Raw genomic sequence first — 26,346 nt, forward strand, 5'->3', positions numbered from 1 at the left:
TCAATCGGTCGGCGTGGCAATATGAGCCGCTTCGCGGGAAGGACGATGCTGTCCGCGAGCGGATGCGCGAGCTCGCGAACGAGCGTCGTCGGTTCACCACCGCACGCAGGACCTGGTGTTCGCGCGGCGTCAGGGTTGCCAGCAACGCGGCACGGCGATTGGCGATGCCGTCTGCCGCGCGGCGATTGCGGTCCTGCTCGGTTGCGCGGGCGATCGCATCGAGGAGCGCCTGGTGGCGAAAGGGCTTGGTGAGGAAGTCGACGGCGCCCAGCTTCAGCGCCTGCACGCTCATCGCAATGTCGCCATGGCCGGTCAGGAACACGATCGGCCGTCAGTTTCCCTTCGAGAGGAGGATCTGTTGCACGTCGAGGCCGCTAAGGCCGGGCATGCGGACGTCGAGAACGAAGCAGCCGGGGCGATCGGGCAGATCGGCCCGCAGCATCTCCCTGCCGGAGCCAAAGGCGAGTACGTCCATGTCGACGGTTTCCAGAAGCGATACGATCACGTGCCGAACCATCCGGTCGTCGACGACGACAACGGGGGTGGTGCATCGGCCATCGAGGTCATCCGACGAATCCAAAGGCGCCAGTGCGCCGCCGAACGGCGCATGTCGGCCTTTGTCGTCTTTACCAACCTTCGGCCAGGACGGGGATTGCATCTCGAGCCCGGTGCGGTCGATCACATGCATCGCTCGCCCCTTCATCGCCTCCGCTTCGATCTGCCGGCACTTTCCCATGCGGCAACGGACGGCGGCACCCTAACTAGGGCTAGTGTTACATCCGTCGTTCGGGTGGGGCGGGGCGTCAGCCCGGACGTCCCTGGAGGATGATCCCTCGCCGGCCGAACATGCCGGTATCCATGGAATAGAATTGTCGGTCAGCCTGCCCGGGCTGGAACCGGCCTTGGCTACCAAGCTGGCGGAGGAGGCGGACCAGATCTCCCCCTATTCGCACCGCGCGCGCGAGGAGATCCGTGTCGGCATCGCCGACCGACGCGACCCGCTGCCGCCGGTCGCGACGCCATTCAGCCTTCTTCCTCTACCTTCGCGTCGAACGCGGCGCGGCTCGCGGTGAGGCTTTCGAGATGGCTTTCCACCCACCCGCCCAGTTCGCGGCCCTGCGCGGCGAGCGAGGCGCCCATCTGGGTCAGCCGGTATTCGACCTTGGGCGGCGTGGTGGGATAGACCTCGCGGCACACCAGGCCGTCCCGTTCCAGCGCGCGCAGGGTGCGGGTCAGCATCTGTTGCGAAATGCCGGGCACCGCGCGTCGCAGCGCGTTGAAGCGCATTGCGCCGGTCTGCAGCGTCACCACGATCGGCAAGGTCCAGCGATCACCGATCCATCGCAGATGCTGCGAAAGCTCGATGCAGCGGTGCGATCCGGGGTCCAGCGAAGTCATATGGGTGTGACCATGTCAGGAAAATATGCGTTCTTGGCCGAGGGTCAACCCGCCCGTAGGCATGCTGCATTCCACCAACAGCAGGATAGTCAGCGATGCAGCTTCTTCATCTCGACTCGTCGATCCAGGGCGATACGTCGGTCACGCGGTTGCTTTCCGCCGCCGTGGTCGAGCGCTATCGGCAGCAGATCGGCGGGATCGCCGTCGACTACCGCGACCTCGCCGCGGCGCCGCTTCCGCACATCACCTTGTCCCGTTTCGGCACCGATGCGGCGGAGGCCGTTCTCGCGGAATTCCTGGCCGCCGACGTCCTCGTGCTCGGCGCCCCGATGTACAATTTCGGCATCCCCAGCCAGTTGAAGAGCTGGTTCGACCACATCCTGGTTGCCGGCAAGACCTTCCGCTACGGTGCCGGCGGTGTCGAAGGCCTCGCCGCCGCAAAGAAGGCGGTGGTCGTGCTGTCGCGCGGGGGCCTCTATTCGGAAGGGCCGGCCGCCCCCATGGAGCACGCCGAGACGCATCTTCGCGCCATGCTGGGCTTTATCGGAATCGATCGACCGCAGATCGTCGTTGCCGAGGGGGTCGCGATGGGCGACGCGCCGCGGCGTGCCGCGATCGACGCGGCGCTGGCTGCGGTGGAGCATGTGGCAGCGGCAAAGGAGCCGGCCGAAGCGTGATTCCGTGCATGCCGTAAATCGAGCTACGGCCGAAACGGAATGGCAATTCACCGGCGTACCTTGCTCGATCCGCGTCGCTTGCGCGGCTAGTCACGCCCACATGACGAAGATAACCATCACGCCGGTGACAAATAAACGCGAGCGAAAAGCGTTCTTGGCGCTACCATTTCGCCTGTACGCGGAGGATCCTTACTGGGTCCCTCCGCTCAAGGGGGAGGCGCTTGGGCTGATCACGCCCGAGAAGATCGGCTGGTTCTCGCATGCCAAGGCGCAATTGTTCCTGGCATATCGGGATGGCCGCGTCGTCGGGCGCATCTCCGCGCATATCGACACGCTGGCGCTCGACATGCCGGCGGCCTTGGGTTTCGGGCCGGGTGTCGGCCAATGGGGCCTGATGGATGCGGAGGAGGAGGAAGTTTTCCTCGCCCTGCTCGACCGCGCCGAATCCTGGTTGCGAGACCAGGGCATGACGCGCGCGCTCGGCCCGACCATCATGTCGATCTGGGAGGAGCCGGGGCTGCTCATCGAAGGGTTCGATCAGGCCCCCACGGTGATGATGGGGCACCATGGCCCGAAATTTCGGGCATGGATCGAGGCCGCCGGGTACGAGCCCGTCAAGCAATTGCGCACCTATGAACTCGACATCACGCGCACCTTCCCGCCGATCGTCCAGCGCATCCACGCGGGGGAGAACAACAAGCGCATCGTCGTCCGCAAGGTCGACAAGCGCCGCTTCGACGAGGAAGCCGCGATTATCCTCGAAATCCTGAACGATGCCTGGTCGGACAATTGAGGGGCGCCCCGCTCACCCCGCCCGAGATCGAGGATGTCGGCGTGAAGCTCAAGCCGATCGTGTTCAATGACCTGATCCGCATCGCCGAGCTGGATGGGCGGCCGGTGGCGTTCATGATCACGCTGCCCGATCTCAACGAGGCGATCCGGCCGCTCAACGGCAATCTTCTGCCCTTCGGCTGGGCCAAGCTGCTGCTGTGGCTGCGCAAGCCGCGCGTGACCACGATGCGCGTGCCGCTGATGGGCGTGCGCAAGGAATTGCAATCCTCCCGTCTCGCCAGCCAGCTGCCTTCATGATGATCGAGCAGATCCGCCAAGCGTCGGTCGCCAACTATGGCGCGTCGCGCGGCGAGATCGGGTGGATCCTCGAGGACAATCAGGGGATGAAAGCGATCGCCACCACGATCGACAGCCGGATCAACAAGATATACCAGATCTACGGGGACAGCCTGTAGACGCTTGCGTCGGGCCACCGGGAAGCGACGCCGCGGCACTGACGCTACGTTCGAAACCTGTTTCGGCGCGCATGAAGCGGCCGGGAAACGAAGATCGACGACATGGCGTGCATGCGCTTCGGCGAAGCCCTTCAAGGATGCGAACCAGCGGTGACCGTCGATCTCTTCATAACCTATGTGATCACCGCAGCGCTTCTGACGATGGCGCCCGGGCTCGACACGGCCACCGTGTTGCGCTCGGCAATGGTCGAAGGTGCCGCGCACGGGGCTGCGACGGCGTGATGGCGCCCCCCGCGTCGGCTCGGCCGAGGCCGTATGCCCGGGTGTACGCGCTGATCGATTCACAATGGTGGTGCGTTGATGCCCCGTTCGACGCCGCGAGGAATCACAAGGAGTATCTGAAGGTATGCGCGCATACGGTCTTCGCAGTCTCTTCTTGGCCATGGCATTTGGGCTGGCTGCCGCCCCGCTGGCGGCCCAGACGCAGTCCGCGACGAACGCTTCGGCAGCGCGTGAGGCGCACGCTGCCGATCAGGCATTGAATGCCCAATACAAGGCTGCAAGCGCGCGGTTGTCGCCCGCCTCCCGCCTGCTGCTGCGCGATGCCCAGCGAAGCTGGATCGCGTTTCGCGACTCGCAGTGCAAGTTCGAGACCTCGGGCGCGCAGGGCGGCTCCGCTTACCCGTTGGTCCAGGCAACGTGTCTGAAGGCGCTCAGCCGGCAGCGCACCCAGCAGCTTAGGAGGATCGCGGCGTGCCAAGAGGGCGATCTCGCCTGTCCGCGTTGAAGCTAGCGGGTCCGATGGAAAGACCGCAGAATCCCTGTCGTGTTGAAGAGGGTGCCATGTCCCAAACAAATGTTCGCCACGTCCTTGCTTCCTTCGCGCTCCTGACGGTTGCTGCGCTGGTTGCCACCCCTACGGCCGCCGATCCGGATCACTCGCCCCCGCCGGGCGGCGTATACACGTTGAAGCCCGGCATATTCGTCGCGCAGGGCGTATCGTGCGGCAATCCGCCGAAAGCCGCGATCAGGCGCTACGACGGCAAGGGCATCAGCTCGGCGCATAGCCGCGCCTGCATCGCCCGGATCCTGTCCAAACGGCGCAGCGGATATGGCAGTCTCTACACGGTAAGCCAGTCCTGCATCGATGCCGGTGCCGGGCCCGCGAAGCGCGTTGTCGCGCAGCAGACGATCGACATTCCCGATGCCCTCCACTTCACAATACGGTCTGAGGGAAGGACGGCATATCGGTATTGCCCGATCCGCGAACTGCCTGCCGGCCTGCGCGCGACCCGCTAGGGCGGCGGGCGCCATTGGCGGCGCCGATCGCCGTGCACGTAACCGGCCAGACTTGCTCCGCTTCTCGATCCTCACCAGGATAGGCGTCGGCGAAGAACTCACCGGCGTCGGCCCGGCCACATGCCGCGCAGCATGGTGCGAAGGCGTATTAGACGACTGCCCGGCTGCGCACGGTACGCCGCGCGTGCCGGCACGACGAGCCCTACTTCGGTGCCGCCGCCCGATCTGCCGCCGCCGCCTCTGCTGATGACCACAAGCCGGCCCCCGATGCGCTCGGCGCGCTCACGCATGCCGCGCAGGCCGAAATGGCCTGGCCGCTCACCATGCGCGAGGATGTCTGCCGGTATTCCTACGCCGTCGTCGCAAACCGACAGCCGCAAGCTCTGCCGCCCCCAAATCAGCAAGACGGCAATCGACGCTGCATTTGCGTGCGCTTGGGCATTGCGGATGGCCTCCTCGCCGATCCGATGCACTTCCTCCAGAACCAGCGGGCGCAACGCGCGAGGTTCGCCTTCGGTCGTCACCTGCACGTCCGGTCCGGTCCTGCTTGCGGCCGTGGACGCGCTATCGATCAGCGCTTGTGCCAGATCACCAGCACGATCCCGCGTCCGAAGCTCCTGTACGCGATCTCGACCCTCGATGAGCACGGCCTGCGCCTGCTTCAGCGCCTCGTCCAGCGGCTTTCGCGCTGCAGCGTCGGGCAGCCGGTTCACCCCCGCTTTTATCTGCAGCATAAGCCCCTGGAACCCTTGCAGCAACGTATCATGCAGCTCGCGCGCGATCCGTTCGCGCTCGGCAATGCGGATATCGAAGCGATGTTGCAGCCGCGCAGTAAGTTGCCGGAGCCGCCACAGATACGAAGCGGCGAGGATGCCGATCACCCCGAGCCCGACCAGCAGCTTGAACCAGATCGACTGCACGAAGGTGGGGGGAATGGTGAATTCGAGCGTCGCGCCATCGCGGTTCCACACCCCGTCATTGTTGGCCGCGGTCACCCGGAAGCGATAGGTGCCGGGCCCCAGATTGGTGTAATAGGCGTCGCGTCGCGTCGCGGCGTCGATCCAGTCATTGTCGATGCCTTCGAGGCGATATCGAAAGCGAACCCGGCCTGGTATCGATAGACTGAGGCCCGCATATTGAATGGCCAACTGCGACGTTCCCGGGGCGAGGGTCATGCTGGAAGGGTTGCGATAGCGCAGTCCCGCCACCGTCATCGCGCGGATGGAAACCGGCGGCGGCACCGCGTTGCGCACCAGCCGGGCCGGATCGACCGACACGACGCCACCCGTGGTCGTGAACCACAGCCGACCGTCGCCGCCGCGCACGGCGTTCCGGTCGCCATCGCGAAACTGAACATTGGGAAGACCATCCTCCATGTCGAGGATCATCGCTTCCAGCGGCGCCGCGGGATCGGCGAACGCCTGGTCCAGCGCCCGGGACGACAATCGGATGATTCCGGCCCGGGCGATCAGCCAGGTCTGGCCGGTGGGCGTCTCGACGAACCCGGACGGACCGACCAGCCAGGGGAAACGAGTGGTGCCGATAGTCTGCAGGCGCCCTCCGCGCAGTCTGCTGATTCCGGATTGCCGCCCGAACAGGACGTCCCCCGCGCCCACATAGACCGTGCTGACGTCGGTCAGACGATCGCCGAGGATGGGAGCCGGATTCCTTCCCAGGCGGTCCAGCCCTACGAGCGCGCCGGATCCAAGCAACGCAAGGGATGGCTGCTGCGCCCTGATGATGAGGTATTGCGGGGTTGCGGCCAATGTCGCGAAGGAGCGCCGGTGCCATCGGCCCGAGCGAAGGCTGTGCAACTCCCCCGGGATACCCGGGCTGCCGATCAGCAGGTTATCGGCATTGTCCACGGCACAATATTGTCGGTCGCGGCCCAAAGGGACGTCGCGTCGTGCAATGCTGCCCGGCCGGATGCGCAGCGCCTTTCCCGTCTGGATCGCCCAGATGCTTCCGTCGTGCGCTTCGCACAGATCGTGCGTTTCTCCGCCAGCGCCCGGAATGCGTGTCGGCCGCCCGCCGGGCGGAATCTGGAACACGCCATCGTTGGCGCCGACATAGACGGTGCCGTTTCGCGCACCCAGCAGGACGTACCCCCAAACGCCCTTGGTTCCTATCGACGGCGTTACCACGACATTCGCAGCACGAAACCGATCAAGCCCCAAACTCGTGCCGATCCAGATATTGCCTTCCCGGTCCTCGAGAAAGACATTGGCGACGTCCGAGGTCAGCCCATCCTTCGCCGTGAATGTGTCGACCCGCTCCGAAACCGGGCGGTCGCGCCAAGCGCCCGGCGCGCGCATACGGAACAGACCGGCGCCGGTAATTCCCCATAGGTTGCCGTCGCGATCGAAGCGGGTGTCGAATGCGTTTTGCGCCGCAGGCGTCGCCACAGCGGGGCCGCCGGGAGCGAGCGATGCCGAACGCCTGCGGGTTCCGCGTCGGTCCGAGAACCAGATGTGCCCCGCTGCATCGTCGCTCACCGCAGCCAAGCCGACAGGCGTTTCGACCTTCTCGAAGCGGCGCGCGCCCTTTCTGAGAAGCAGGATCGCCTTGCTGGTCGTCACCCAGAGCGATCCGTCCCGCGTCGCGGTGACGTCGCTTATCCAGTCGTCGGGCAATCCCCAGTCGGTGCCGATTTCCTGCCAGCGCCCGCCTGCTCGGCGCAGAAGCCCTCGGCGCTGCAAGCCGGCGGCAAGCCAGATCGCGCCGTCGCTCGTCTGCGCAAGGCGCATCGTGAACGCCACCGTCTTTGGGACCGATCTGTCCAATTGCAAAGCGCCGCCGCGATACGTCGCCAGCGCACCATTATCGTATCCGACCCAGATGGTACCGTCCTGCGCCGCGAGCATCGCCGTGACGCGCCAGCTCTCGGCGCGCGGAACGCCCAGCGGGATGGGTTCGAAGGTGACGCCATCGAAGCGGTACACTCCTTCCGAGCCACCGATCCACAGATAGCCGTCAGGCCCCTGGACGAGCCCATAAATGCCCTGCGGCGCCCCCTCGGTGATCGTCCAGCGCGTGTGCTTATATTGGTTCAGGTCGCGGGCCGGGTCGAGGGCGTAGGCCGGACCATGCGCGAAGCCTGCAACCAAGATGCCCAGCAGAAAGCACAAGCGCGAGGCTACCATCGCTCCAAATGCTGTCTCCATACATTGCCGCGCGCCACGCCGCATCGCATGCCTCACCCGATCTCGCCTTGCGAGGATCGGGCTAACCCGATCGCGCCCCACGGCCATTCCCCTAAAGACCCAGTGGACGATAGCCCATTTCGCGCTGCCGGGCAGCCCTCGACAACAGTATTGCTAGGGGCATGCCAAGCATTCTCCCAACCTATCCGGACGGTCGGATTGGCACCGGACTCCTGCTGCTGCGCCTCTCGGTTGCGATGTCGATACTCGCTACGCCGATGCTGACGCCCGCGGCTGCGCGCCCTTGGGGGGTGATGCTGCTGGCGATCGGTCTCCTCATCGGGCTCTGGACCAGGATGATGGCAATCGGCTGCTTGGCACTGTTGCTCTCATGCCTGGTCACTAGCGTAGTTCCGATCGGGGCCGCCGCGCATTCGTTTGCGATGCTGGCAATCCTGCTGATGGGATCGGGTGCCTACTCCTCCGATGCGATCATTTTCGGGCGGCGGACGATCGTGCTCGGGCGCGGCCCGCGTTGACGACTTTCATGCAGGGTGCACGCGACACCGGCATCCGGCGAACTTCGGCGGGCGAAATGAACGAGATCGGCGTCGCTGAGAGGGGCTGGCGCGGGCTCTGCCGAGGAAATCGGTCGGTGCCAGATTTAGATCGGTTGTCGCCGACCATAACGTTCTCGTCATGCAGTGCGGATGTCGGTTATTGCAGCGCTGAGCGCGATCATATCGGAATACATAAGTAAAAATCCCTGACCTCCCAATTTATGGGGAAGTTTTCGACACTGGAGGGGCAGTGGTCGACGACGCGTATAGTCGGTGCCGGGGCAGCTTCAGGATGCCAATGGCCGCTACCACGAACTTGCCGCGACCTAGCTGCGCGCGATCCATCACGCCTTTGGCGATGTCGAAGACGCACTCGCCAGCGCCGCGCGGGCGTCCACCATGGCGACATGGGCGTCGCCGCGGGCGAGGCTGACACAGGCGACGAGCATCGTGGATCTATACAAGGCGCTGGGGGGCGGCTGGTCGATATCGGCGGACGGAAACACTGCGTACTCGGGCGCGTGATATCTTCTGTCCGGCGCCGCGAGGATCGCCGCACGGATTGTCGTGTCCGCCGCACAGCGCCGGCTGCCAGACGGCGGGGATCCGGCGAAGGCCGGCCGATCGCTCAGTGCGGGTGGAGGTTCAGGTACAGGTTGAATCGGGTGCCGGGGCTTGCCTGCTCCCAGACCGCGATCGCATTGAGCCGCTTCACCGTGGCGTCGATCAGAAGCGAGCCAAGCCCGGGTTGCCCCGCCAGGCGCGGTCGACCGCAGCCCTTGTCTTCCACGGTCAGCCGGGCCTGGCCCGCAACCGCGGAAAGCGAAAGCCCCACCGCGCCGGGACAATCGGCCGGATAGGCATGCTTGCAGGCATTGATGATGAGTTCGACCGCGAGCATGCCAAGCGACGCCGCGGTTTCGGCGGATACCTCCACGCGGTCCAAGGAGACCAGGAGCGTTCGATGATGCGGCAGGCTCTCCTGCAGATGCGCGCAAAGCTCGTGCAAATAGGTGCCGAGATCGATGCTATTGCCGGTGTCGGCCACGTGGAGGTGGCGATGCACGGCCGCGATCGCGCCGAGCCGGTTCATCGTCCGCTCCAGCGCGGCCCGGCCCGCGGCGTCCTCCGTCTCGCGCGCTTCGGCCGCAACGAGGTTCAACAATACCTGCAAATTGTTCGCGATCCTGTGGTTCGCCTCGTCCACCGCCGTTGGAACTCGCAATGGGGGTAAGATCCTTGCGCGCTGCCAGGCCTTGGCCTGGGCGTTGATCCCTGCGTCCATTTGAAGCTCCCGTTACTAATGTCCGTTGCCTTGATTGCCCTTTTTCTTGGGGTCGCCGCTATAATACTGAAGTGCAAATCGGCTATTCCGAAGCCGTGATCCTCGTCTTTCGCTGTGGATCGGCAACGACGGCGATACGAATGTATAGGTGCACTCGTCGGCACCTTCAGGGATGACAGGGGGTGTGCGCGATGAGGTGCACGCTTGATGTTGAGGATCGCCGCCATGACGCCAGCGCCGAGGGATGTTTTCACCGAGCCTGCGGACGTCGATCCGGACACCCTAGCCAACCTGGGCCCGTTGCGTCGGCTGGCCGGGCGGTGGCGTGCGCGGAAGGGCGCCGATGTCGCGCCGAAGGCGGCCGGGCCAGAGCGCCGGGCGTTCATCGAGACCATCGTTTTCCAGGCGATCGATCCCCAGGCCAACGGCCCGCAGCTCTTCTATGGTCTCCGCTACCACGTCCATATCACCACGGAGGAAGAGGACATCACCTTCCACGACCAGGTGGGATATTGGCTGTGGGAGCCGGCCACGGGCCTGGTGCTGCAGACGCTGGCAATCCCGCGGGGGCAGGTGGCGCTCGCATCCGGCTCGGCCGCGGCCGACGCGGACGAGATCGTGGTGGCTTCCGTTCGCGGCGCGACCGAAAACGGAATCTGCTCGACGATGTTTCTCGACCAGGCATTCCGGACGGACAGCTACCGTATCACCATCCGCTTCCATGCGGACGGTTCGTGGAGCTATATCACGGACACGGAGCTCATGGTCGAAGGCCAGCAACTGCCGTTCCAGCATCAGGATCGCAATACGCTGCACCGAATCGGCCCGGCGCGGCCGAACCCATGGCTGGACATTCTGCAGAAGCGCAGCGACGGCAACCAACCGGCGGCGTGAGCGGTTCTTTCTCGGTGAACGACCGCCGGCAGCTGGCGCGTGGCAGATCCTGGGCGACGCGATGCCCTAGTCGGGCCCAAGCCTCGCCCAGCGCCGCCCGAGCTGCACGCCATACGCAAGCAGGCTTTGGCCGTAGTGCAGTTGCTCGCGTTGGAAACGGTCCAGGCTCCGGTCGATCTCGGATCGGGGCGCTCGCAGCGCCTCGGCAAGCAGTTGGGCGTCTCGCGCCGCCTTGGCGGCACCGCCTGCGGTATGCGGGCGTACGATGAAGGCCGCATCGCCGACCAGCACGGTCCGCCCGAAAACGGTCCGCGGTGCAGCGAAATCCACGATCGTCTGCAGGAACGGCTCGGCGGTCTGCGCGATGAGCCGCGCGAACATCGGATGCAATTCGGCAACCGCGCGCGCTTTCAGGTTCGCGACGACGCTCTGGCGCGCCATGCCGCGACGCAAGGATGCGCGACGCTGAACGCCATCGCGGGTGACGAGCAGGTCGTCTCGCGCGGCCGCGTTCGCATCGACATACCATACCCAGTTCATCTGCCGCGCGCCCGGCGCGGTCTCCAGATTCTCGCCCGGGATGAAATAGGCGAGGGCATGCCCGCCGGATCGGGCGTCGGCGAAGGTGAAGACATCGTCGAACGCGTCGAGGATGTCCTGCGGCATGTCGCGCTCGGGCACCGTGCCCCGCCACGCGACATAGCCGGCATAGTGTGGCTGCACCTCCGGCAGAAGCGTGCGGCGCAGCGGGGACTGCGCGCCGTCTGCGGCGACGAGGAGGTCGGCGGTAACGGCGCCAACCCCGCCGATATCGACCTGCAATGCGTGTTCGTTGCGCGTGAAGCGCTCGACGGTCGCGCCTCGGTGATAGCGCTCTCCCGGAAAGATCTGCAGCAACGTGGCATGCACCGCGGTCCACGAGGTGAACTGCTGCGGCATGCGCTGCAACGGGCCGAATTCGCCGTCGAAGCCGAGGGTCTGGCGGCCGCGACAGCGCGTCGTCGGCAGGGTCGCGCCGTCGGCGGGGCGGAACAAGGCGGCGAGCTCCGGCTGGACCACCAGCCCGGCGCCGGCCGAGCGCATGGCGCCACCGTCCTGCTCGAAGACATGCACGTCGATGCCCGCGCGATGCAGCGCGAGGCCCGTTCCAAGCCCCGCGATGGAGCCGCCCGAAACGACGACCCGGAGCGGCCTCTCGGCAGCGTGGGAGGCGTCCATCATTGTGCTGCAGCCATCTGGGAGGAATCACGGTTTTCCGTTGCGCGCAGCAGACCAAGCGCGATCGTCTGAACCGGCTGCGCGCCGGCGAAGAGGAGGTGGTCGTCGAGCAGGAAGGTCGGCACGGCGCTCACCCCGGAGCGCCGGGCGTTGATCGCCTCCTGCTCCACCAGCTCCCACAGGTCGGCGCCGACCGACGGTCCATGCACGAAGCCGGCGGCACATGCGATCTCTTGCAGTATCTCGCTGCGGCCGATGTCCCAACCCTCGACGAAATAGGCCTGAAACAGCAACTCGACGACCTGCGACTGCAGACGCGTTCCTCCGGCGCGTCGGGCATCGGCGATCAAGACATGGGACGCCAGCGTGTTGGGCGTGCGGGTGATGCGGTCGAAGCGGAAGTCGATGCCGAATTCTGCACCTGCTGCTTGCACGTGCGCATCCATCTCGTCGCTGATGGCGGTGCTGCCGAACTTCGCGGCACGATATTCCCTGCGGTCCATGCCTTTGTCCGGCGTGTCGGGGTTGAGTTGATAGGGGCGCCACGCGACGTCGATGGCGTGGCCCCGCTCGGCCACGATGTGCAGCGCCGCTTCCAGCTTCCGCTTGCCGATGAAGCACCAGGGGCAGATCGTGTCGGAAACCACGGTGATGGTGCGGGTGTGCGCCTCGATGCCCATGTCTCGTTCCTCGTCTGAAAAGTCCGTGCTGAAAGTAGGGCGCCGGTATCCGGCCAAGAATCATACCTAGGTTTCGGCCGATGCGGGGGCGCGCCCCGGAACGAAGCGCATGCCCTCAAACGCCGATCGCTGCCTTCACCACCTCCGGCGTGAGCGGCATGTCGCGCAGCCGCGCGCCGGTCGCGTCGGCGATCGCATTGGCCAGCGCGGCGGAGGTGGGGCCCTGTGCCGTCTCGCCGGCGCCGAGGAACGGATCGCCGGGACGATCCATGACGTGCACGGCGACCGATCCCGGCACCTCCTCGAAACGCAGGATCGGATAGCTGCCCCAGTCGAAGCTGGTGCGGCGGGTGGCGTCATAGGTCACCGCCTCGCGCGTCGCCCAGCTCAGCGACTGGAGGATGCCGCCTTCCACCTGGTTGCGGATGCCGTCGGGCGAGGCGGGCTGGCCGGCATCGACCGCCGCCTGCACCCGGTGCACGGTGATCGCGCCGGTCTCGCGCTCGACCTCGATCTCCATCGCGATCGCGCAATAGGCGCCGATATTCTTGTAGCGGGCAAAGGCCATGCCGCAGCCGCGCCGGCCGTCGCCGCGTGGGCGCTTCGCCCAGCCGAAACGATTGGTCGCCTCGATCATCACCGCGCGGGCGCGCGCATCCTGCATATGGGCGAGGCGGAAGGCGAGCGGGTCGACGCCGCCGGCCAGCGCCAGTTCGTCGAGCACGCTCTCGATCGTGAAGACGTTGAGATGCGCGCCGAGCGAGCGCAGCGCCGAGACGCGCAGCGGCATCTCCGGCACGAAATGATAGCGCACGTCCATGTTGGGGAAGACGTAGAGCGGGTTGGCGTTCCGGTCGCCGTCACCCTCGGGCATCGGGATCGGCTTGGGGGGCGGCGCGGGGAAGCCGGGGCTGATCTCCTGCGCCACCGCATAGCCGCCGGCGCCGACGGGGCGGTTGTTGTGCGAATTGCTCCACACTTCGTAGGTCCAGTGCGCGATCCGCTTGTCCGGGCCGATCGCCGCCTCGACGCGGGTGACCATGCCGCAGCCGCACGGCTCCCAGCCGAATTCCTGTTCGCGCATCCATTGCAGCCGGATCGGGCGGCCGGGCAGCGCCATCGCGATAAGCCCGGCCTCGGCGGTGACGTCGTCGGCGCCGTTCTGGCCGTAGCAGCCGGCCGAGGGGGTGTGGATGCAGCGGACCTTCTCGGGCGGAAGGCCGACCAGCTCGGCGACGGCGCGGTGCATGTCGAACACGCCCTGGCTGTGCGACCAGAGCGTCAGCCCGCCATCCTTGGCCAGCGCCACCGCGCAGGAGGGGCCGATCGAGCCATGGCTGTACCAGGGGCGGCTGTAGCTGCCGCGCACCGTCTTCCACACGGGCTTCGCGCCGTCGTGCGTGTCGAGCACCTGGATCTCGCGGGTGGGCAGCTTCTGCAGCCGGTGCGGGCCCTCCGCCACGGGGAGCAGCGGCAGGTCGCGAACATAGTCGCTGTCCTGCGCCACGCGCATCGCCTGGATCGCCTGCCATTCCTTCTCGGCGACGACCGCGGTGAAGCGGCCATTCTCGATCACTGCCACCACGCCGGGCATCTTGCGTGCCCGGTCGAGCTGCGGCTTGGCGAGACGGGTGCCGTAGCTCGGCCCGCGCACGACGCGCGCGTGGAGCATGCCGGGCAGCCGCAGGTCCTGCACATAGGCCGCGCCGCCGGTGAGCTTGGCGGGGATGTCGACGCGCGGCAGGTCGTGTCCCAGCGTGCGATAGTGGCGCGGATCGCGGCGCGGCGCGTTCGGGATCGCCTCGACGTGCAGCGACAGGTCCGCTGCCAGTGCGCCATAGCCCAGGCTGCGGCCATCGGGCGCGGTCACCTGCGCCTTGCCGTTCGTGGTGAGCATGTCGGCAGCGGCCCGCCAGCGCTTCGCTGCGGTCCGGGTGAGCAGCATCCGGACATTGGCGCAGGCATTGGCGATCGCGGTGCCGCCATCCTGCATCGAATGGCTGCCGGCGGTAAGTCCCTCGTCGGGGGTGCGGGCGGTGTCGGCGGTGACCAGGTCGATCGCGCCGGGCGGCACGTCGAGTTCCTCTGCCGCCACCTGGAGCAACGCGGTGCGGATGCCCTGGCCGAGCTCGGCCTTGCCCGAGAAGACGGTGATCCTGCCGTCGGGGGCGATGTGCACCCAGCTGTCGAGCACCGGGTTGCTCTTCAGGCTGCCGGGCAGGTCGGGCCGCACCGGCCTGGGCGCGGCGCCGCCCTCGCCGCCGCCGGCGAGCTGGGCGAGGCCGTGCCCCGCCATGCTGAATGCGACGAGCAGGCCGCCGCCCGCCAGCAGCTGGCGCCGATCGAGGTTCATGCCGCGGCTCCGTCGCTGGGCAGGCCGGCGACGCGGCGGATCGCGCGCAGGATGCGCATATGGGTGCCGCAGCGGCAGAGATTGGTCTGCATGTGCGCGCGGATCTTGGCTTCGTCCGGGCGCGGATCGGCGTCGAGCAGCGCCTGCGCGCGCATGATCATGCCGGCGATGCAATAGCCGCACTGTGCGGCCTGCTCGTCGCGAAACGCCTGCTGGAGCGGGCTCATCCGATCGACGGTGCCCAGACCCTCGACGGTGCGCACCGGGCGGTCTCCGACTGCGGACACCGGGGTGATACAGGAGAAGATCGCCTTGCCGTCGAGCTGGACGGTGCAGGCGCCGCACTGGCCGAGCCCGCAGCCATATTTGGCGCCGTTGAGGCCGAGATCGTCGCGCAGCACGTAGAGCAGCGGGGTTTCGGGGCTGGCGTCCACCTGGTGGCGCTTGCCGTTCACGGTGATCGAGAGGGTCATGGCTGGGCGCCTTCCTTGCGGGCCTTGGCGACGGTGGCGGGCAATTTCTTCCAGTCGGGCCGGTCGGTGTAGCGGGCGCGGAGATAGCCGAGCACCGCGGCGATCTGCTGGTCGGTCAGCGCGTCGGCGAAACCGGGCATCTTGGGGCCGCGTCCGGCGACCGGCGGTGCGATCCCCTGCAGCACCGCCTGGGCGGCGCTGGTCGGATCGGAGTCGCGGAGCACGGTCGCCAGCGACAGCAGCGGCCGTCCCTGGCCCATCATCGGCGCGCCCGGCCCGTGGCAGCCGGCACAGGCACCGCCGAACAGCACCGCGCCTTCCGGGAAGCGGCGGGCGGCCGCGTCGGCATGGTCGGGCAGCGGCGCGACCGGGGCCGAGGGGCTGCCGCCCATCTTCGAGACGATATAGGCGGCGATCGCGCGCACCTCGGCCTCGGGCACCTGCGAAAGGCTGTCGACCACCGGCCCCATCGGCCCTGCAGCCGCGCTGTGATCGGGCGAGATGCCGGTGCGCAGATAGGTGACCAGCGCCTCCTTAGTCCATTTCCGCGCGGCGGGATTGGCGGCGTTGAGCGCCGGCGCGCGCCAGCCCTCGGCGATGCCGCCGGCATAGGCCTGCGAACGGATCTCGCCACCGGCCAGGTTGCGCGGCGTGTGGCAGCCGCCGCAATGGCCGAGCCCCTCGACGAGATAGGCGCCGCGGTTCCACTCGGCCGACCGGCTCGGGTCCACCGGCGTTTCGCCGGGGTGGAGGAACAGCAGCTTCCAGCCGGCGAGCAGTGGGCGGAACCCGAGCGGGAAGATCAGCCGGTTGGCCGGCGCCGCTTCGCGCACCGGGCGGCGCGTCATCAGGAAGGCGTAGATCGCGTCGAGGTCCGCATCGCGGACATGGGTGAAATGCTCATAGGGCAGCGCGGGATAGAGATGCGCGCCGGAGCGGCTGACACCCGCCTTCATCGCCCGGCGGAAGGCCGCGGCCGACCAGGTGCCGATGCCGGTTTCCGGATCGGGCGTGAGGTTGTCGGAGTACAGCGTGCCGAACGGCGTCGCCAGCGGTCGGCCGCCGGCAAGCGGGCGGCCGCCGTCGCGCGTGTGGCAGACGGCGCAGTCGCCGAGCTTGACGAGCATCGCGCCGCGCACCACCTGCGCTGGCGCAAAGCTGCCAGGGGAGGGCGGCGCGATCGGTGCGATCGCCGGCCGCCAGCTGAGCGCCAGCGCGATCAGCGCGCCGGCCAGTCCGAGCAGCAGCAGTGCCGTCACCCACCACCATTTGCTGCGTGCGGTACGGCGAAGGGTTACCATGAACGTGATCCCCGGAAAGCGTCCCCGATGGTATGCCGCACGCGGCGCGTGCCGCCTTGCGCGATTGCGTGTCGATTTGAACGATCGGAACCCCAAGTTCTGCGGTCGACACGCAGCGTTGCGCTAGGGCGGCGGCCCGGCCTCACCGAAGCAGGTTGGTGCGGGCAAGGTCGATGACCTCGCTGACGTCGCCGTTGAGCACGGCCTTCAGCGCCCAGAGACTGAAGCCCTTCGCCTGCGCGGCCTGGATCGTCGGCGGCATCGCAAGTTCCTGCGTGTTGGTTACCACGTCGAGCAGCGCCGGTCCGGGATGCGCGAGGATTTCGGCGACGGCCGCGTCGAGATCTGCCGGATCCTCGACACGAAAGGCGTGCATTCCGATGGCCCGGGCAACGGCCGCGAAATCGGGATTCTGCAGGTCGACGCCTGCCTCCAGGAAGCCGGAGGCCTTCATTTCGAGTGCGACGAAGCCGAGGGTGCCGTTGTTGAAGACGGCCACCTTGACCGGTAGTTGCTCCTGGACGAGCGTGAGTAGGTCCCCCATCAGCATCGACAGGCCGCCATCGCCGGACATGCTGATCACCTGGCGGCCGGGATGCGATGCCTGTGCGCCGATCGCCTGCGGCAGCGCGTTCGCCATCGAGCCGTGCGCCAGCGAGCCGATCATGCGGCGCTTGCCGTTCATCTTCAGATAGCGTGCCGCCCACACGGTGCAGGTGCCGACGTCGAAGGTGAACACCGCATCTTCGCTTGCCCGCGCACTCAGCCGTTCCGCGAGTTGCTGCGGATGGATGGGCCGGCGGCCGGAATCCGCGTCGGCCAGCTTGTCGAGGTCGGCCCGCGCCTTTCGATAGTGCGCCACGCTCGCCTCGAGGTGGCTGCCGTCCCGGTCGTCGAGCAGCTTGGGCAGAAGCGCCGCAATCGAATGGCGGACATCCCCTACCACCGCGCAGTCGAGCGGGACGCGACGGCCCAGATTCTCCGGGCGCACGTCGATCTGCGCGATCTGCGCCTTCGGGTAGAATTGGCGGTAGGGGAAATCGGTGCCCAGCATGAGCAGCGTGTCGCAGGATTCCATCGCATGATAGCCGGACGCGAAGCCGATCAGGCCGGTCATGCCCACGTCATAGGGATTGTCCCATTCGACATGTTCCTTGCCGCCGAGCGCATGGACGATCGGCGCCTTGAGCCGTTCGGCCAGCGCCATCACCGCATCGTGCGCGCCGGCGCAGCCTCGCCCGCAAAACAGCGTGATCTTCTCGCTGGCGTTGAGCAGATCGGCGAGCGCAGCGATTTCGTCCGTGTCGGGCAGGATCCGGGGCTGGCGGATGGCGAGCGCGCGCGGCGCCGAGATGGGGGCTTCATAGGGCTGCAGGGCGACGTCGCCGGGGATGACGATCACCGCGACGCCGCGGTGGCCCAGCGCCGCGCGGATCGCCGCTTCCATCACGCCCGGCAGCTGCGAGGGATGCGCGACGGTCTCGCAGAAGTGGCTGCAATCGCGGAACAGCGCCTCCGGCTTGGTTTCCTGGAAATAGCCGCGACCGACTTCCGGGGAGGGGATCTGGGCCGCGATCGCCAGCACCGGCACGCGCGTGCGATGGCAGTCGAATAGGCCGTTGATCAGGTGCAGATTGCCCGGTCCGCACGAGCCGGCACACACCGCGAGCCTGCCGGTCAGTGCGGCTTCGGCGCCGGCGGCGAATGCCGCGACTTCCTCATGCCGGACATGCACCCATTCGAGATCACCCCGCGCCCGCATCGAATCGGTGATGCCGTTCAGGCTGTCGCCGACCACGCCGTAGACTCGCTCTACTCCTGCGCTGGCGAGAATGTCCGTTACTAGATCTGCTACTTTGCCGGTCATGATAGGGGCTCCCGAAATCCGCCTGTCAATTTTGGCAAAGTCTGCTTCTGGAGAAGCCATCTTTAGGTATGAGCGGCGCCATCCAGTCAGCCAGCCGGATGGGGGAGGCGCGGCGGCAGCCACCTGTGTTCGTACAGGGAATGCGTCGGAATCTTTCGAAAACGACCGGAACTTTCAGGACACGCGCTCTCGGACGGAACAGAAGGTCGACAAGAGAAAGGAGGGCTGTTGAATGAAGTGCCGCACATCCCTTGTCCACCGGAAGGCCTCGCCCGACCAGCCGGTTGCAGCCGCGCAGGTTGCGCCATTTCTCGCTCCCCAGGACGCCGCAGACGCGCCGGGCCGGCACGGGTTGCTCGAGGATGCGACGGCCATTCACGTTGCCCTCCAGGCCTATGAGAACTGGTCCGGCAGACAGGATCCCGAAGCGCTGCGAGAGGTGAGGGCTGCGTTTGACACGCTGAAACAGGGCTGTGCCCGTCTGACCGAGCGGTTGCGACGGCACCGTCCCGGCTGACGCGCCTTCTGCCCGCGCCGGGATCAACCGTAGCGATGCTGCCTGCGCCAGACGCCGGGCGTGGCGCCTTCCAGCCGGCAGAACACGCGGGTGAAGTGGCTCTGGTCGGCAAAGCCGCAGGCAGTGGCGATTTCCGCCAGGCCGATGTCCGACCGATGCAGCAGATGCTTGGCGTGCTCCACCCGGCGAACGAGCAGCCATTTGTGCGGGGGCATGCCCACCGTCTCGCGAAACGCACGCGCGAAATAGCCGGCGGACAGCCCGCAGGCATCCGCCAGCGCCTGCTGGGAAAGGCCGCCACCGATGTTGGCGTCGATCATTTCCTTTGCCCGGCGCTCCTGCCACGGCGCGAGCCGGCTCCGGATGGTGGCGCGCGGAAGCGCGAGCTCTGCGTAGCGATCGGCAACATGCGTCGCGAGCGCCAGGCTCACATGCGACAGGAAGAGCAGGTTCGCTTCCTCCGGCCGGAGAAGCGACGGCAGGATCGCGCGCACGAGCGCGGCGAACACAGGGTCTGACATCGGCTCGCCGGCCTGGTAGCGCAGCGTCTGCACCCGGCGCTTTTCGCTCGTCTGCAGCGCGCTGTTGAGCGCTTCCAGGGGAACGTGAAAGTTGACGCAATCATAGGCCGAGCGGAGATTGGCCGACCAGGGTCGGCGATAGTCGTAGAGCTGGAGCTCGTTCGCCCGTTGCTGCCGGAACGACAGCTTGCGATCCTTCAGCAGGATGTCGCCGCTATAGTCCACCAGCTGCAACGACAGCATGAAGGCTTCTTCCTGGGCATGCGGCAAGGTGAAGCCGTTGTTTTCCGTGCCGGACCACGCCCGTGTCGCTGAAATGCGGTGAACGCCGACGCCAAGATCGAGCGTGGAGATCGCCGGCGCGCGCAAAAAGCGTTGCGACCGGTTCTGGTAGGCATCGGTCACCGTCTTGTCCTTGGCTGCGAGCCGACAGGATAGCAGGCGGGGCGGCGGCCTGCATTACAGCTTTTGCCGAAGCTTTAACGGATATTGCTGTTTCCGGCGGTGCGGGCCGGCACCTGGAGGCTGGCCGATGCGGTCGCGGCCCGGTACGCGCCGGGTGTCATGCCGGTGCTGCGCTGGAAGGCCCGGGTAAAGCTCGCCTGCGAACTGAAGCAGCAGGCCAGCGCGACGTCGGCGATCGACCGCGAGGGGTCGTCCAGCAGGGTGCGCGCATGTGCCAGCCGCCGCTCGCTGAGATACCGGTGCGGCGGCACCCCGATGGTTTCCTTGAAGGCGCGGGCGAAGTGAAAGGGGCTGAGGCACGCAACCTCTGCCAGGTCGGTCAGGCTGAGCGCCTGTTCGAGATGGCTCTCCATGAAGTCCATGACGCGGGCGAGCCGTTTGCTGTCGAGGCGTCCGCGTGCCGACGTCCGCGACAGCGCCGCAACCGGATGCCCGGCGTAGGAGCAATGCACGTGCGTGAGCAGGGCCGTGGCGATCTGCTCGACCAGCAGCTTGCCGGCGGCGGTCTCGTGCTCCAGCTCCTGCAGTACCCGCAGCGCGAGTTGTCGAACGAGTTCGTCGTCGATGTCGGCCAGGTACGGAATATCGCGTGCGGCGCCGTTTTCGGAGCGCAGGCCATCCAGCGCGATGAACATTTCGGCGCCGATGAACAGGTGCAGGATCCTGGAAAGCGAGGCCGACAGGAGGATATCGTCTTCCTTGAACCCGATCGGGCAGAACCAGATGGTTCCCCTATGCACCGGGGTGCGCTGGCACAGCGCGCCGGCGCGCCGCTGCACATAGCCGGGCATCGTGTCGAGCGCGATGGTGATTTCCATGTGGCGGGGCTCGACCGGCAGTATCTCGCCCTGCGGATGCGCCCGCAGTTCGGCCTGGATGCCCGACCAGCTTCTGCCGGCCGAACTGGCGAGCAGCGCTGCGACCGGGAATTTCTGGCCCCCGAAGGTCTGCAAGGACGTCACGTCATCTACTCCTGGGAGCGCGAGGAACCCCAAATTGCCGTTCGCCTGCGGTGGAACCGCACCATCGATCAAAAGCACGGCAATTTCAGTCAAGCCAAAGCCGGCGCACGCTCTACCGTGCATACAGGAAAACGGTCCTGCGATCCTCCCCTCGGGAAGGTTCGCTACGTCGCACGGTGCAAGGGCTTCTCGCGAAAATGTCGGGTTTCAAGGATCATTTCGTAGGGCGATTGCACGAAACGGCGCTGCTCGCAAACATGCTGGACCGGGTCCGTGCCAGCCGCCGGTCGGAGCTGCTGCTGCTTTCCGGGCCTCCCGGCATCGGCAAGTCTGCGCTGGTGGATCGTGCCCTTTCCGTGCCGCAAGCCGCCGATTGCCTGCGCGCCGCGGGGAAGTGCAAGCTTGTGCCGGACCAGGCGAGTGCCATCGTCCAGGCCATCCGTCTCGCTCTCGACGAGCTTCTCGTCGCGGATCACCAGACCTTCGCTGCCGTCCGCCACCGCGTGCGCGAGCGGTTGCCGGCGGGCGGGCAGTTCCTCTCCAGCGTGATTCCGGAGGCAGAGGCGCTGCTGGAGCATTCCGGACGCACCGCAGATCTGCCGCCGACCTTGGTCAAGGAGCGCCTGCAGCAAGATCTCGGCACGCTCGTCCGCGCGATCGCCGATGGCGACCGGCCATTGATCCTGTTCCTCGACGACGTGCAATGGGCCGACGCGCTTACGGCAGGCGTCTTGACCGATCTGTGCGAAAGGCCGGCCAGCAACCTGTTGATCCTCGCGGCCTTTCGCGACGCGGTGACACCGGCAACTCTCAATCTGGAGCGGCTGCGCACCGCCGCCGCGCCCGTCACCGAGATCGAGCTGGCGCCGATCAGCGCCGCCGCCACGGCCGAACTGCTCCGCGCCCTATTGCCGATCGACGCGGCCGACCTCGCCGCCGTAGCGGCGGCCGTGCATGCGCGCGCGGCAGGCAACCCGCTGTTCATCGAGCATCTGCTCCGGTCGATGCGCGAAGATGCCGGCGCGGTGCCGCGCGCGCCGAAGGGCGGCACCGGGCGCGACGGCGACGGCGTGTTCGCGTTCATGCGGTACCGGCTCGCCAGGCTCAAGCCCGAGGAAAAGCAGATGTTGCGGGTCCTCGACCTGCTGGGCGGACAGGGGACCATCGATCTGGTTGCGGCCGCGCTGCGTCTGCCGGAGGAGGACATCGCGGCCGCGGCCCCGACGCTGATGGCATTCGGGTTGCTCAAGGACGTTCCCGGCGGGATCGCGTTCGCGCACGACCAGGTGCTGGAGGCCGCGCGTCTGCTGGGGGACGAGCGACGTCGCCCCCGCCAGCATGCCCGGCTCGCGCGGTTGATGCTCCGGCGTTCGAGGCAGGGAAGAGAGCCGTTGCACGTGGTCGCGTCGCAGGCGCTCGGCGCGATCGACGGCGCCGGCGCTGCGCTGCTGCGACCCCGCGACCGGCGACGCTTCGCGCGGCTGTTGCTGCAGGCGAGCCGGCGCGGGCTGACGTCCGGCCTGATCGACCAGAGTGCCGCCTATATCGACGGTGCCGATAGGCTGGTCTCGCCGGAATGGTGGTCGCTTCGTCCCCGGCTGGCCGCCGCGATCCGCTTGCTCCGCGCCGAAACCCTTCTGCTCCGCGGCGAGGTGGGGGAGTCCGAGGGCATCGTGCGTGCGCTGGTGGGGCGGGACCTGCCGCTGGCGCAGCGCGGGCAAGCCTACCGCCTGCTGGCCACGATCCGCACGATGCAGTCCGACTATGAGGGTGCGATCGCGGCCGCGCTGGAGGGGTTGGCGCTGCTCGGCCAGCCCCTCCAGCGCCATCCTTCCGATGCTATCTGCGATGCGGCGCACGAGCGCGTCCGTGCGTTGATGGGGCCGCGGCCGGACAGGGCGCTGGCGAAGCGTCCGCTCACGCGTGACCCTGTGCTGCGCGCAACCACGTCGCTGCTGTCGACGTTGATCGTTGCGACCTTCTCGGGCGACAGCCTGCTGTTCACCCATGTGGCAAGGATCGTGGAATTGACGATCACGCGGGGAAGTACGCCGCACGCTGCCTATGGCCTCGCCTGGTACGGGGTGATGATCGCAAGCCGCTATGGGCGCTATGCGGATGGGTTCGCTTATTGCCAGGCCGCGCTGGCGCTGGTCGAACACCATGGCCTGGAAGACCAGCGTACCGCGACTCTCCTCGCCCTCGATCAGCTTGCGCCCTGGGTGCAGCCTTTCTCGACGGCGCTCGACTATGCGCGTGCTGCGGTCCATGCCGGTCGCTCGACCGGCGATGCCGCGATGACCTGCTATGCGCGCAACCACGTCGTCTCGGATCTGCTACAGATGGGGCGTCCGCTTTCCGAAGCGCGTGCGGAAGCGGAGGAGGGTATCAAGCTCACACGGCGCTATGGCTTTCGCGACATCGAGATCTTGCTGGATTCGCAGCTGCGGCTGATCGAGGCGCTGCAGTCCGGCGGCGATTCTCTCCCGCGCGTTTCGGACAGCGACGTGGTTTCGGCAGCCACCGCCTTCTGGCGCGCGCTGTATCGCGGCATGGAGGCGTTCCTGACCGGCGACAGTGCCGCAGCATGCCGTTTTCTGGCACTGGCACAGGACACCGCATGGTCGCTGCCCGCGCACATCGATCTCGGCTATCTCGCCTTCTTCCAGGCGCTGGCCGCGGCGGATGCCGACGATCCCGGGACGGCGCTCGCGGCAATGGCGCCTGCGCATGCCCGCCTGGAGGCCTGGGCGGCGCTGAACCCGCAGACCTTCGCGCACAAGCGCCTGCTGGTCGAGGCCGAGATGGCGCGCCTTCGCGGCGAGGGGGCGGAGGCGCTTCGGCGCTTCGAAGGCGCCATCGAGGCTTCGGGCGAGTTCATCCACGAGCGTGCGCTGGCACATGAGCGGGCGGCGTTGCATTGCTCGGCCGAGGGCCTTTCGGTTCTGGCCAGGATGCATCGTGCGGCTGCGAGCCGGGACTATCGAAGCTGGGGCGCAGCTGCAAAGGCCGATGCGCTCGCAGCCCAGGACGGGGCATCGCCGGGCGAACCGCACCCGGCAACCAGCGCCCCGTCGTCCGAGCAGGTACTGGCGGCAATGCTTGCGCTGGCGGGGGCGAAGGACCCCGACACGATACTGCCCGAGATTTTGCGCGCGATGCTGCGCCAATGCTCCGCGTCGAGCGGCATGCTGCTCCTGCTCAACGACGGGAATCCGATGGTCGAGGTCATGGGCGAGCGCCTGGGCGGCGACGTCGACGTTCGACGCCTGCGGGCCTTTCCGACGCGGGAGGTCCTCGCCGAGCCGACCTTGTTCGCGCTGCTGCGGCTGGCGCGCCCCCGGTATCTGGAGGAGGGCGAGGCGCTGGGATGTCCCTTGCTCGCCGACGGCGTGAGAATTGGCGTGGTCTATCTGCGCCCGGACGCGTCCGCCGAGGCGCGCGGTCCGCTGAACTTGGCGTTGCTGGGCGCGTTCGCAAACCATGCAGCGGCCTGGCTGGAGGTGGCGCTGCGCAGCGCGCGGCAAGCGGCGGAGAACGACCGCCAGACGCGCTCCCGCGAGGCGTTGCGACTGGCGCGGATCGAACTGGCGCGCACCTCGCAGCTGGCGATGATGGGCGGGCTGGCCGCTTCGATCGCGCACGAGGTCAACCAGCCTCTGGCCACGATCATCGGCAGCGCCGACGCCAGCCTTCGCTGGCTGCGCCGGGACGTGCCGGACATCGACGAGGCCGTCGCCGGTCTTCAGGGTATTCGTGCGGGCGCCCGGCGTGCCGCGGACATCATTGCCTCCCTGCGGTCGCTGGCAAAGCGCGACCAGGCCTCGCTCGCACCGCTCGCGCTCGATCCGTTGGTCGGCGAGGTGGTCCGCATGACGCAGACGGAGGCCGAGGCGCAGGGCGTCGCGCTGGCCTGCCAGCTCGATGGCGGCGAGGCGCAGGTGCTCGGCGATCCCGTGCAGCTGCAGCAGGTGATGCTCAACCTGATCACCAACGCACTCGACGCGCTTTCGGAGAAACCGGAGGGAGACAGGCGGGTCTGGGTTCGTACCGGCGTCGTGAACGGCGCGCTGCAGGTGATCGTGCGCGATACCGGCGCGGGCATTCCGCCGGCCGTGCGCAATCAGATCTTCATGCCGCTCTATACCACCAAGGGCAAAGGCATGGGCATGGGGCTGGCGATCTGCCGGTCGATCATCGAAGTGCATGGCGGCACCCTGACGCTGGACGCGACGAGCGGCGAGGGGACGGTCTTTCGGCTCACCCTCCCCGTGCGCTAGACCGGCGCTGGCGGGAGGGCGTCAGAGTGCGATCAACGCGCGCTCGATTGCGGCCAGAAGGGGCTCGCCCTCCAATGGCTTTTCCAGCACCTCGACGATTCCTGCCGCCATCGCCTGCTCCCGGGTGATGTCCTGGGCGAACGCCGTCATCAGGACGATGGGCGTGCGATCGCCAGTCTTGCGCAGTTCGCGGGCGAGCGCGATGCCGGAGACAACGGGCATCTGATAATCGGAGAGGATGCAGGCGACGTCCTCCCGGTCGGACTCGAGGAATGCGGTAGCGGACGGGAACAGCGCAGCGGCGTATCCGCACGACCGAATCAGGCTGCCGAGCGCATCCAGGACCAGCCGGTCGTCATCGACGATGGCAATGACAGTCTTCTGCAAGGGGTTCTCCCGAGTGCGCGCCGAGAACTGTCACGCCCCACGGCCGGGGCTTGCCAACGCGGCTTACGAGGCAAGGGTGCGGCTTTGCAGCGCGGTCCAGGAGCGCACCAGATCGGGCACGGTGCGCACGCCCATCTTGCGCAGCATGCTGGCGCGGTGGAGCTTGACGGTGATCTCGGCGAGCCCCAGCTCGGCGGCGATCTGCTTGTTGAGCAGGCCTCGGGTCACGCCCTGCAAAACCTCGCGTTCGCGCGGCGTGAGCTTCTGCCAGCGCTGCTGGAGCACGGCGTGCTGCTCGCGATCGTCCCAATGCTCCCTGGCGCGGCTGATCGCCGTCGCAACGGCGTCGATCATGTCTTGGTCGCGAAAGGGCTTTGGCAGGAAATCGATCGCGCCCTGCTTCATCGCCTTCACCGACATGGGTATGTCGCCGTGTCCGGTCATGAAGATGATCGGAATGTGCCAGCCGCGCTCCTTCAGCCGCTCGCGCAGTTCGAAGCCGCTCATCTGCGGCATGCGGACATCGAGCACGATGCAGCCGGGCACGTCCGGTGCCGGCGCATGCAGCGCTTCCTGCGGGCTGCCATAGCAGCGCGTCGCGAAGCCCACCGATCGCAACAGGCTGTGCAGCATCGTCCGGACCAGATCATCGTCATCGATGACGATCACGACAGGCTGGTCCTCTCGCGCTCCGGCGAGGCTCTTCGGGCCACGCACGGCGCTCATCTGGCTCGAGGCATGCACTGCCTGCATCGCAAATCCTTCCCAATGTCTCGCCGGATTTCAACAGGCGCATGGGATCCGCGCAATCACACTTGA

The 26,346-nt window shown here is 67.2% G+C and carries 21 protein-coding genes and 2 pseudogenes; 9 read left to right on the plus strand and 14 right to left on the minus strand.

All coding sequences use genetic code 11. The features are described 5' to 3' along the window. Together GGR89_RS22840 and GGR89_RS22730 are read right to left on the minus strand one after the other, a co-directional pair. A pseudogene (locus tag GGR89_RS22840) lies at positions 1 to 736 on the minus strand (response regulator transcription factor); the annotation flags it as partial. 287 nt (positions 737 to 1,023) lie between these two features. Beyond that, the gene (locus GGR89_RS22730; RefSeq protein ID WP_125972347.1) at positions 1,024 to 1,398 is read right to left on the minus strand and encodes a winged helix-turn-helix transcriptional regulator; all 375 of its coding nucleotides are present in this window, start codon (positions 1,396 to 1,398) and stop codon (positions 1,024 to 1,026) included. Between the two features lie 95 nt (positions 1,399 to 1,493). Between GGR89_RS22730 and GGR89_RS20520 the strand changes: the two genes are divergently transcribed. From GGR89_RS20520 to GGR89_RS20535, 5 genes and pseudogenes are all read left to right on the plus strand, one after another. Continuing rightward, positions 1,494 to 2,075, plus strand: a complete 582-nt coding sequence (locus GGR89_RS20520; RefSeq protein ID WP_125972349.1) for an FMN-dependent NADH-azoreductase — start codon at positions 1,494 to 1,496, stop codon at positions 2,073 to 2,075. A 100-nt stretch (positions 2,076 to 2,175) separates the two neighbouring features. Continuing rightward, positions 2,176 to 3,322, plus strand: a pseudogene (locus GGR89_RS20525) (N-acetyltransferase). A 150-nt stretch (positions 3,323 to 3,472) separates the two neighbouring features. Further along, on the plus strand, positions 3,473 to 3,604 hold the full coding sequence (locus GGR89_RS22735; protein WP_277600085.1) for a hypothetical protein: 132 nt from the start codon (positions 3,473 to 3,475) through the stop codon (positions 3,602 to 3,604). A 160-nt stretch (positions 3,605 to 3,764) separates the two neighbouring features. Further along, positions 3,765 to 4,109 (plus strand): lysozyme inhibitor LprI family protein, encoded by a 345-nt coding sequence (locus GGR89_RS20530; protein ID WP_164521820.1) that lies wholly within the window; start codon positions 3,765 to 3,767, stop codon positions 4,107 to 4,109. Between the two features lie 14 nt (positions 4,110 to 4,123). Next, entirely contained in the window at positions 4,124 to 4,621 is a 498-nt protein-coding gene (locus tag GGR89_RS20535; protein WP_126002006.1) for a hypothetical protein, read from the plus strand. A 98-nt stretch (positions 4,622 to 4,719) separates the two neighbouring features. On the opposite strand, the gene GGR89_RS20540 is transcribed toward GGR89_RS20535, so the two are convergent. After that, the gene (locus GGR89_RS20540) at positions 4,720 to 7,749 is read right to left on the minus strand and encodes a sensor histidine kinase (RefSeq protein WP_164521819.1); all 3,030 of its coding nucleotides are present in this window, start codon (positions 7,747 to 7,749) and stop codon (positions 4,720 to 4,722) included. A 197-nt stretch (positions 7,750 to 7,946) separates the two neighbouring features. Between GGR89_RS20540 and GGR89_RS20545 the strand changes: the two genes are divergently transcribed. Continuing rightward, a complete protein-coding gene (locus GGR89_RS20545) occupies positions 7,947 to 8,303 on the plus strand; it encodes a hypothetical protein (RefSeq protein ID WP_125972357.1) in 357 nt (118 codons plus the stop codon). Between the two features lie 649 nt (positions 8,304 to 8,952). Here the strand turns inward: GGR89_RS20545 and GGR89_RS20550 are convergent. Next, a complete protein-coding gene (locus GGR89_RS20550) occupies positions 8,953 to 9,609 on the minus strand; it encodes a sensor histidine kinase (protein ID WP_125972359.1) in 657 nt (218 codons plus the stop codon). A gap of 207 nt (positions 9,610 to 9,816) precedes the next feature. Between GGR89_RS20550 and GGR89_RS20555 the strand changes: the two genes are divergently transcribed. Continuing rightward, positions 9,817 to 10,503: an FABP family protein gene (locus GGR89_RS20555; RefSeq protein ID WP_342449854.1), complete on the plus strand. Its 687-nt coding sequence runs from the start codon at positions 9,817 to 9,819 to the stop codon at positions 10,501 to 10,503. Positions 10,504 to 10,569: 66 nt separating this feature from the next. Here GGR89_RS20555 and GGR89_RS20560 read toward each other — a convergent pair whose 3' ends face one another. From GGR89_RS20560 to poxB, 6 genes are all read right to left on the minus strand, one after another. Next, positions 10,570 to 11,724, minus strand: coding sequence for an FAD binding domain-containing protein (locus tag GGR89_RS20560; RefSeq protein ID WP_125972361.1), 1,155 nt, complete (start codon positions 11,722 to 11,724; stop codon positions 10,570 to 10,572). Continuing rightward, positions 11,721 to 12,401 carry a DsbA family oxidoreductase gene (locus tag GGR89_RS20565; RefSeq protein ID WP_125972363.1) on the minus strand — a complete coding sequence of 227 codons (681 nt, stop codon included), beginning with the start codon at positions 12,399 to 12,401 and terminating at the stop codon, positions 11,721 to 11,723. Before GGR89_RS20565 ends, GGR89_RS20560 begins: the two co-directional genes overlap by 4 nt. 115 nt (positions 12,402 to 12,516) lie before the next feature. Continuing rightward, entirely contained in the window at positions 12,517 to 14,754 is a 2,238-nt protein-coding gene (locus GGR89_RS20570; protein ID WP_125972365.1) for a xanthine dehydrogenase family protein molybdopterin-binding subunit, read from the minus strand. Continuing rightward, the gene (locus tag GGR89_RS20575) at positions 14,751 to 15,227 is read right to left on the minus strand and encodes a (2Fe-2S)-binding protein (RefSeq protein WP_125972367.1); all 477 of its coding nucleotides are present in this window, start codon (positions 15,225 to 15,227) and stop codon (positions 14,751 to 14,753) included. The genes GGR89_RS20570 and GGR89_RS20575 overlap by 4 nt, the downstream gene beginning before the upstream one ends. Further along, positions 15,224 to 16,528 (minus strand): cytochrome c, encoded by a 1,305-nt coding sequence (locus tag GGR89_RS20580; protein ID WP_125972369.1) that lies wholly within the window; start codon positions 16,526 to 16,528, stop codon positions 15,224 to 15,226. Before GGR89_RS20580 ends, GGR89_RS20575 begins: the two co-directional genes overlap by 4 nt. Before the next feature lie 142 nt (positions 16,529 to 16,670). Then, on the minus strand, positions 16,671 to 18,395 hold the full coding sequence (poxB, locus tag GGR89_RS20585) for a ubiquinone-dependent pyruvate dehydrogenase (protein WP_125972371.1): 1,725 nt from the start codon (positions 18,393 to 18,395) through the stop codon (positions 16,671 to 16,673). Positions 18,396 to 18,627: 232 nt separating this feature from the next. Between poxB and GGR89_RS20590 the strand changes: the two genes are divergently transcribed. Further along, positions 18,628 to 18,912, plus strand: coding sequence for a hypothetical protein (locus GGR89_RS20590; RefSeq protein ID WP_125972373.1), 285 nt, complete (start codon positions 18,628 to 18,630; stop codon positions 18,910 to 18,912). A 23-nt stretch (positions 18,913 to 18,935) separates the two neighbouring features. Here the strand turns inward: GGR89_RS20590 and GGR89_RS22845 are convergent, their stop codons facing one another. Both GGR89_RS22845 and GGR89_RS20600 read right to left on the minus strand, forming a co-directional pair. Next, on the minus strand, positions 18,936 to 19,838 hold the full coding sequence (locus GGR89_RS22845; protein ID WP_125972375.1) for a helix-turn-helix domain-containing protein: 903 nt from the start codon (positions 19,836 to 19,838) through the stop codon (positions 18,936 to 18,938). 74 nt (positions 19,839 to 19,912) lie between these two features. Then, positions 19,913 to 20,860, minus strand: a complete 948-nt coding sequence (locus tag GGR89_RS20600) for an AraC family transcriptional regulator (RefSeq protein WP_125972377.1) — start codon at positions 20,858 to 20,860, stop codon at positions 19,913 to 19,915. Between the two features lie 197 nt (positions 20,861 to 21,057). On the opposite strand from GGR89_RS20600, the gene GGR89_RS20605 reads away from it, so the two are divergent. Continuing rightward, entirely contained in the window at positions 21,058 to 25,140 is a 4,083-nt protein-coding gene (locus tag GGR89_RS20605) for a trifunctional serine/threonine-protein kinase/ATP-binding protein/sensor histidine kinase (protein ID WP_125972379.1), read from the plus strand. Between the two features lie 21 nt (positions 25,141 to 25,161). Here the strand turns inward: GGR89_RS20605 and GGR89_RS20610 are convergent, their stop codons facing one another. Both GGR89_RS20610 and GGR89_RS20615 read right to left on the minus strand, forming a co-directional pair. Then, positions 25,162 to 25,527, minus strand: a complete 366-nt coding sequence (locus GGR89_RS20610) for a response regulator transcription factor (RefSeq protein WP_125972381.1) — start codon at positions 25,525 to 25,527, stop codon at positions 25,162 to 25,164. A 63-nt stretch (positions 25,528 to 25,590) separates the two neighbouring features. Next, positions 25,591 to 26,280, minus strand: a complete 690-nt coding sequence (locus tag GGR89_RS20615; RefSeq protein WP_241217789.1) for a response regulator transcription factor — start codon at positions 26,278 to 26,280, stop codon at positions 25,591 to 25,593. Between the last annotated feature and the right edge of the window lie 66 nt (positions 26,281 to 26,346).

The sequence above is a fragment of the Sphingomonas trueperi genome (genome assembly GCF_011927635.1).
Lineage (GTDB): Bacteria > Pseudomonadota > Alphaproteobacteria > Sphingomonadales > Sphingomonadaceae > Sphingomonas > Sphingomonas trueperi.

Bases quoted from the DNA above. Each gene is read 5' to 3' on its own strand.
- GGR89_RS20555 (WP_342449854.1), top strand. From the start codon at position 9,817: ATGTTGAGGATCGCCGCCATGACGCCAGCGCCGAGGGATGTTTTCACC.
- GGR89_RS20580 (WP_125972369.1), bottom strand. From the start codon at position 16,528: ATGGTAACCCTTCGCCGTACCGCACGCAGCAAATGGTGGTGGGTGACG.
- GGR89_RS20530 (WP_164521820.1), top strand. From the start codon at position 3,765: ATGGCATTTGGGCTGGCTGCCGCCCCGCTGGCGGCCCAGACGCAGTCC.
- GGR89_RS20615 (WP_241217789.1), bottom strand. From the start codon at position 26,280: ATGCAGGCAGTGCATGCCTCGAGCCAGATGAGCGCCGTGCGTGGCCCG.
- poxB (WP_125972371.1), bottom strand. From the start codon at position 18,395: ATGACCGGCAAAGTAGCAGATCTAGTAACGGACATTCTCGCCAGCGCA.
- GGR89_RS20560 (WP_125972361.1), bottom strand. From the start codon at position 11,724: ATGATGGACGCCTCCCACGCTGCCGAGAGGCCGCTCCGGGTCGTCGTT.
- GGR89_RS20545 (WP_125972357.1), top strand. From the start codon at position 7,947: ATGCCAAGCATTCTCCCAACCTATCCGGACGGTCGGATTGGCACCGGA.
- GGR89_RS22730 (WP_125972347.1), bottom strand. From the start codon at position 1,398: ATGACTTCGCTGGACCCCGGATCGCACCGCTGCATCGAGCTTTCGCAG.
- GGR89_RS20605 (WP_125972379.1), top strand. From the start codon at position 21,058: ATGTCGGGTTTCAAGGATCATTTCGTAGGGCGATTGCACGAAACGGCG.
- GGR89_RS20535 (WP_126002006.1), top strand. From the start codon at position 4,124: ATGGAAAGACCGCAGAATCCCTGTCGTGTTGAAGAGGGTGCCATGTCC.
- GGR89_RS20520 (WP_125972349.1), top strand. From the start codon at position 1,494: ATGCAGCTTCTTCATCTCGACTCGTCGATCCAGGGCGATACGTCGGTC.
- GGR89_RS20590 (WP_125972373.1), top strand. From the start codon at position 18,628: ATGAAGTGCCGCACATCCCTTGTCCACCGGAAGGCCTCGCCCGACCAG.
- GGR89_RS20575 (WP_125972367.1), bottom strand. From the start codon at position 15,227: ATGACCCTCTCGATCACCGTGAACGGCAAGCGCCACCAGGTGGACGCC.
- GGR89_RS20565 (WP_125972363.1), bottom strand. From the start codon at position 12,401: ATGGGCATCGAGGCGCACACCCGCACCATCACCGTGGTTTCCGACACG.
- GGR89_RS20550 (WP_125972359.1), bottom strand. From the start codon at position 9,609: ATGGACGCAGGGATCAACGCCCAGGCCAAGGCCTGGCAGCGCGCAAGG.
- GGR89_RS20570 (WP_125972365.1), bottom strand. From the start codon at position 14,754: ATGAACCTCGATCGGCGCCAGCTGCTGGCGGGCGGCGGCCTGCTCGTC.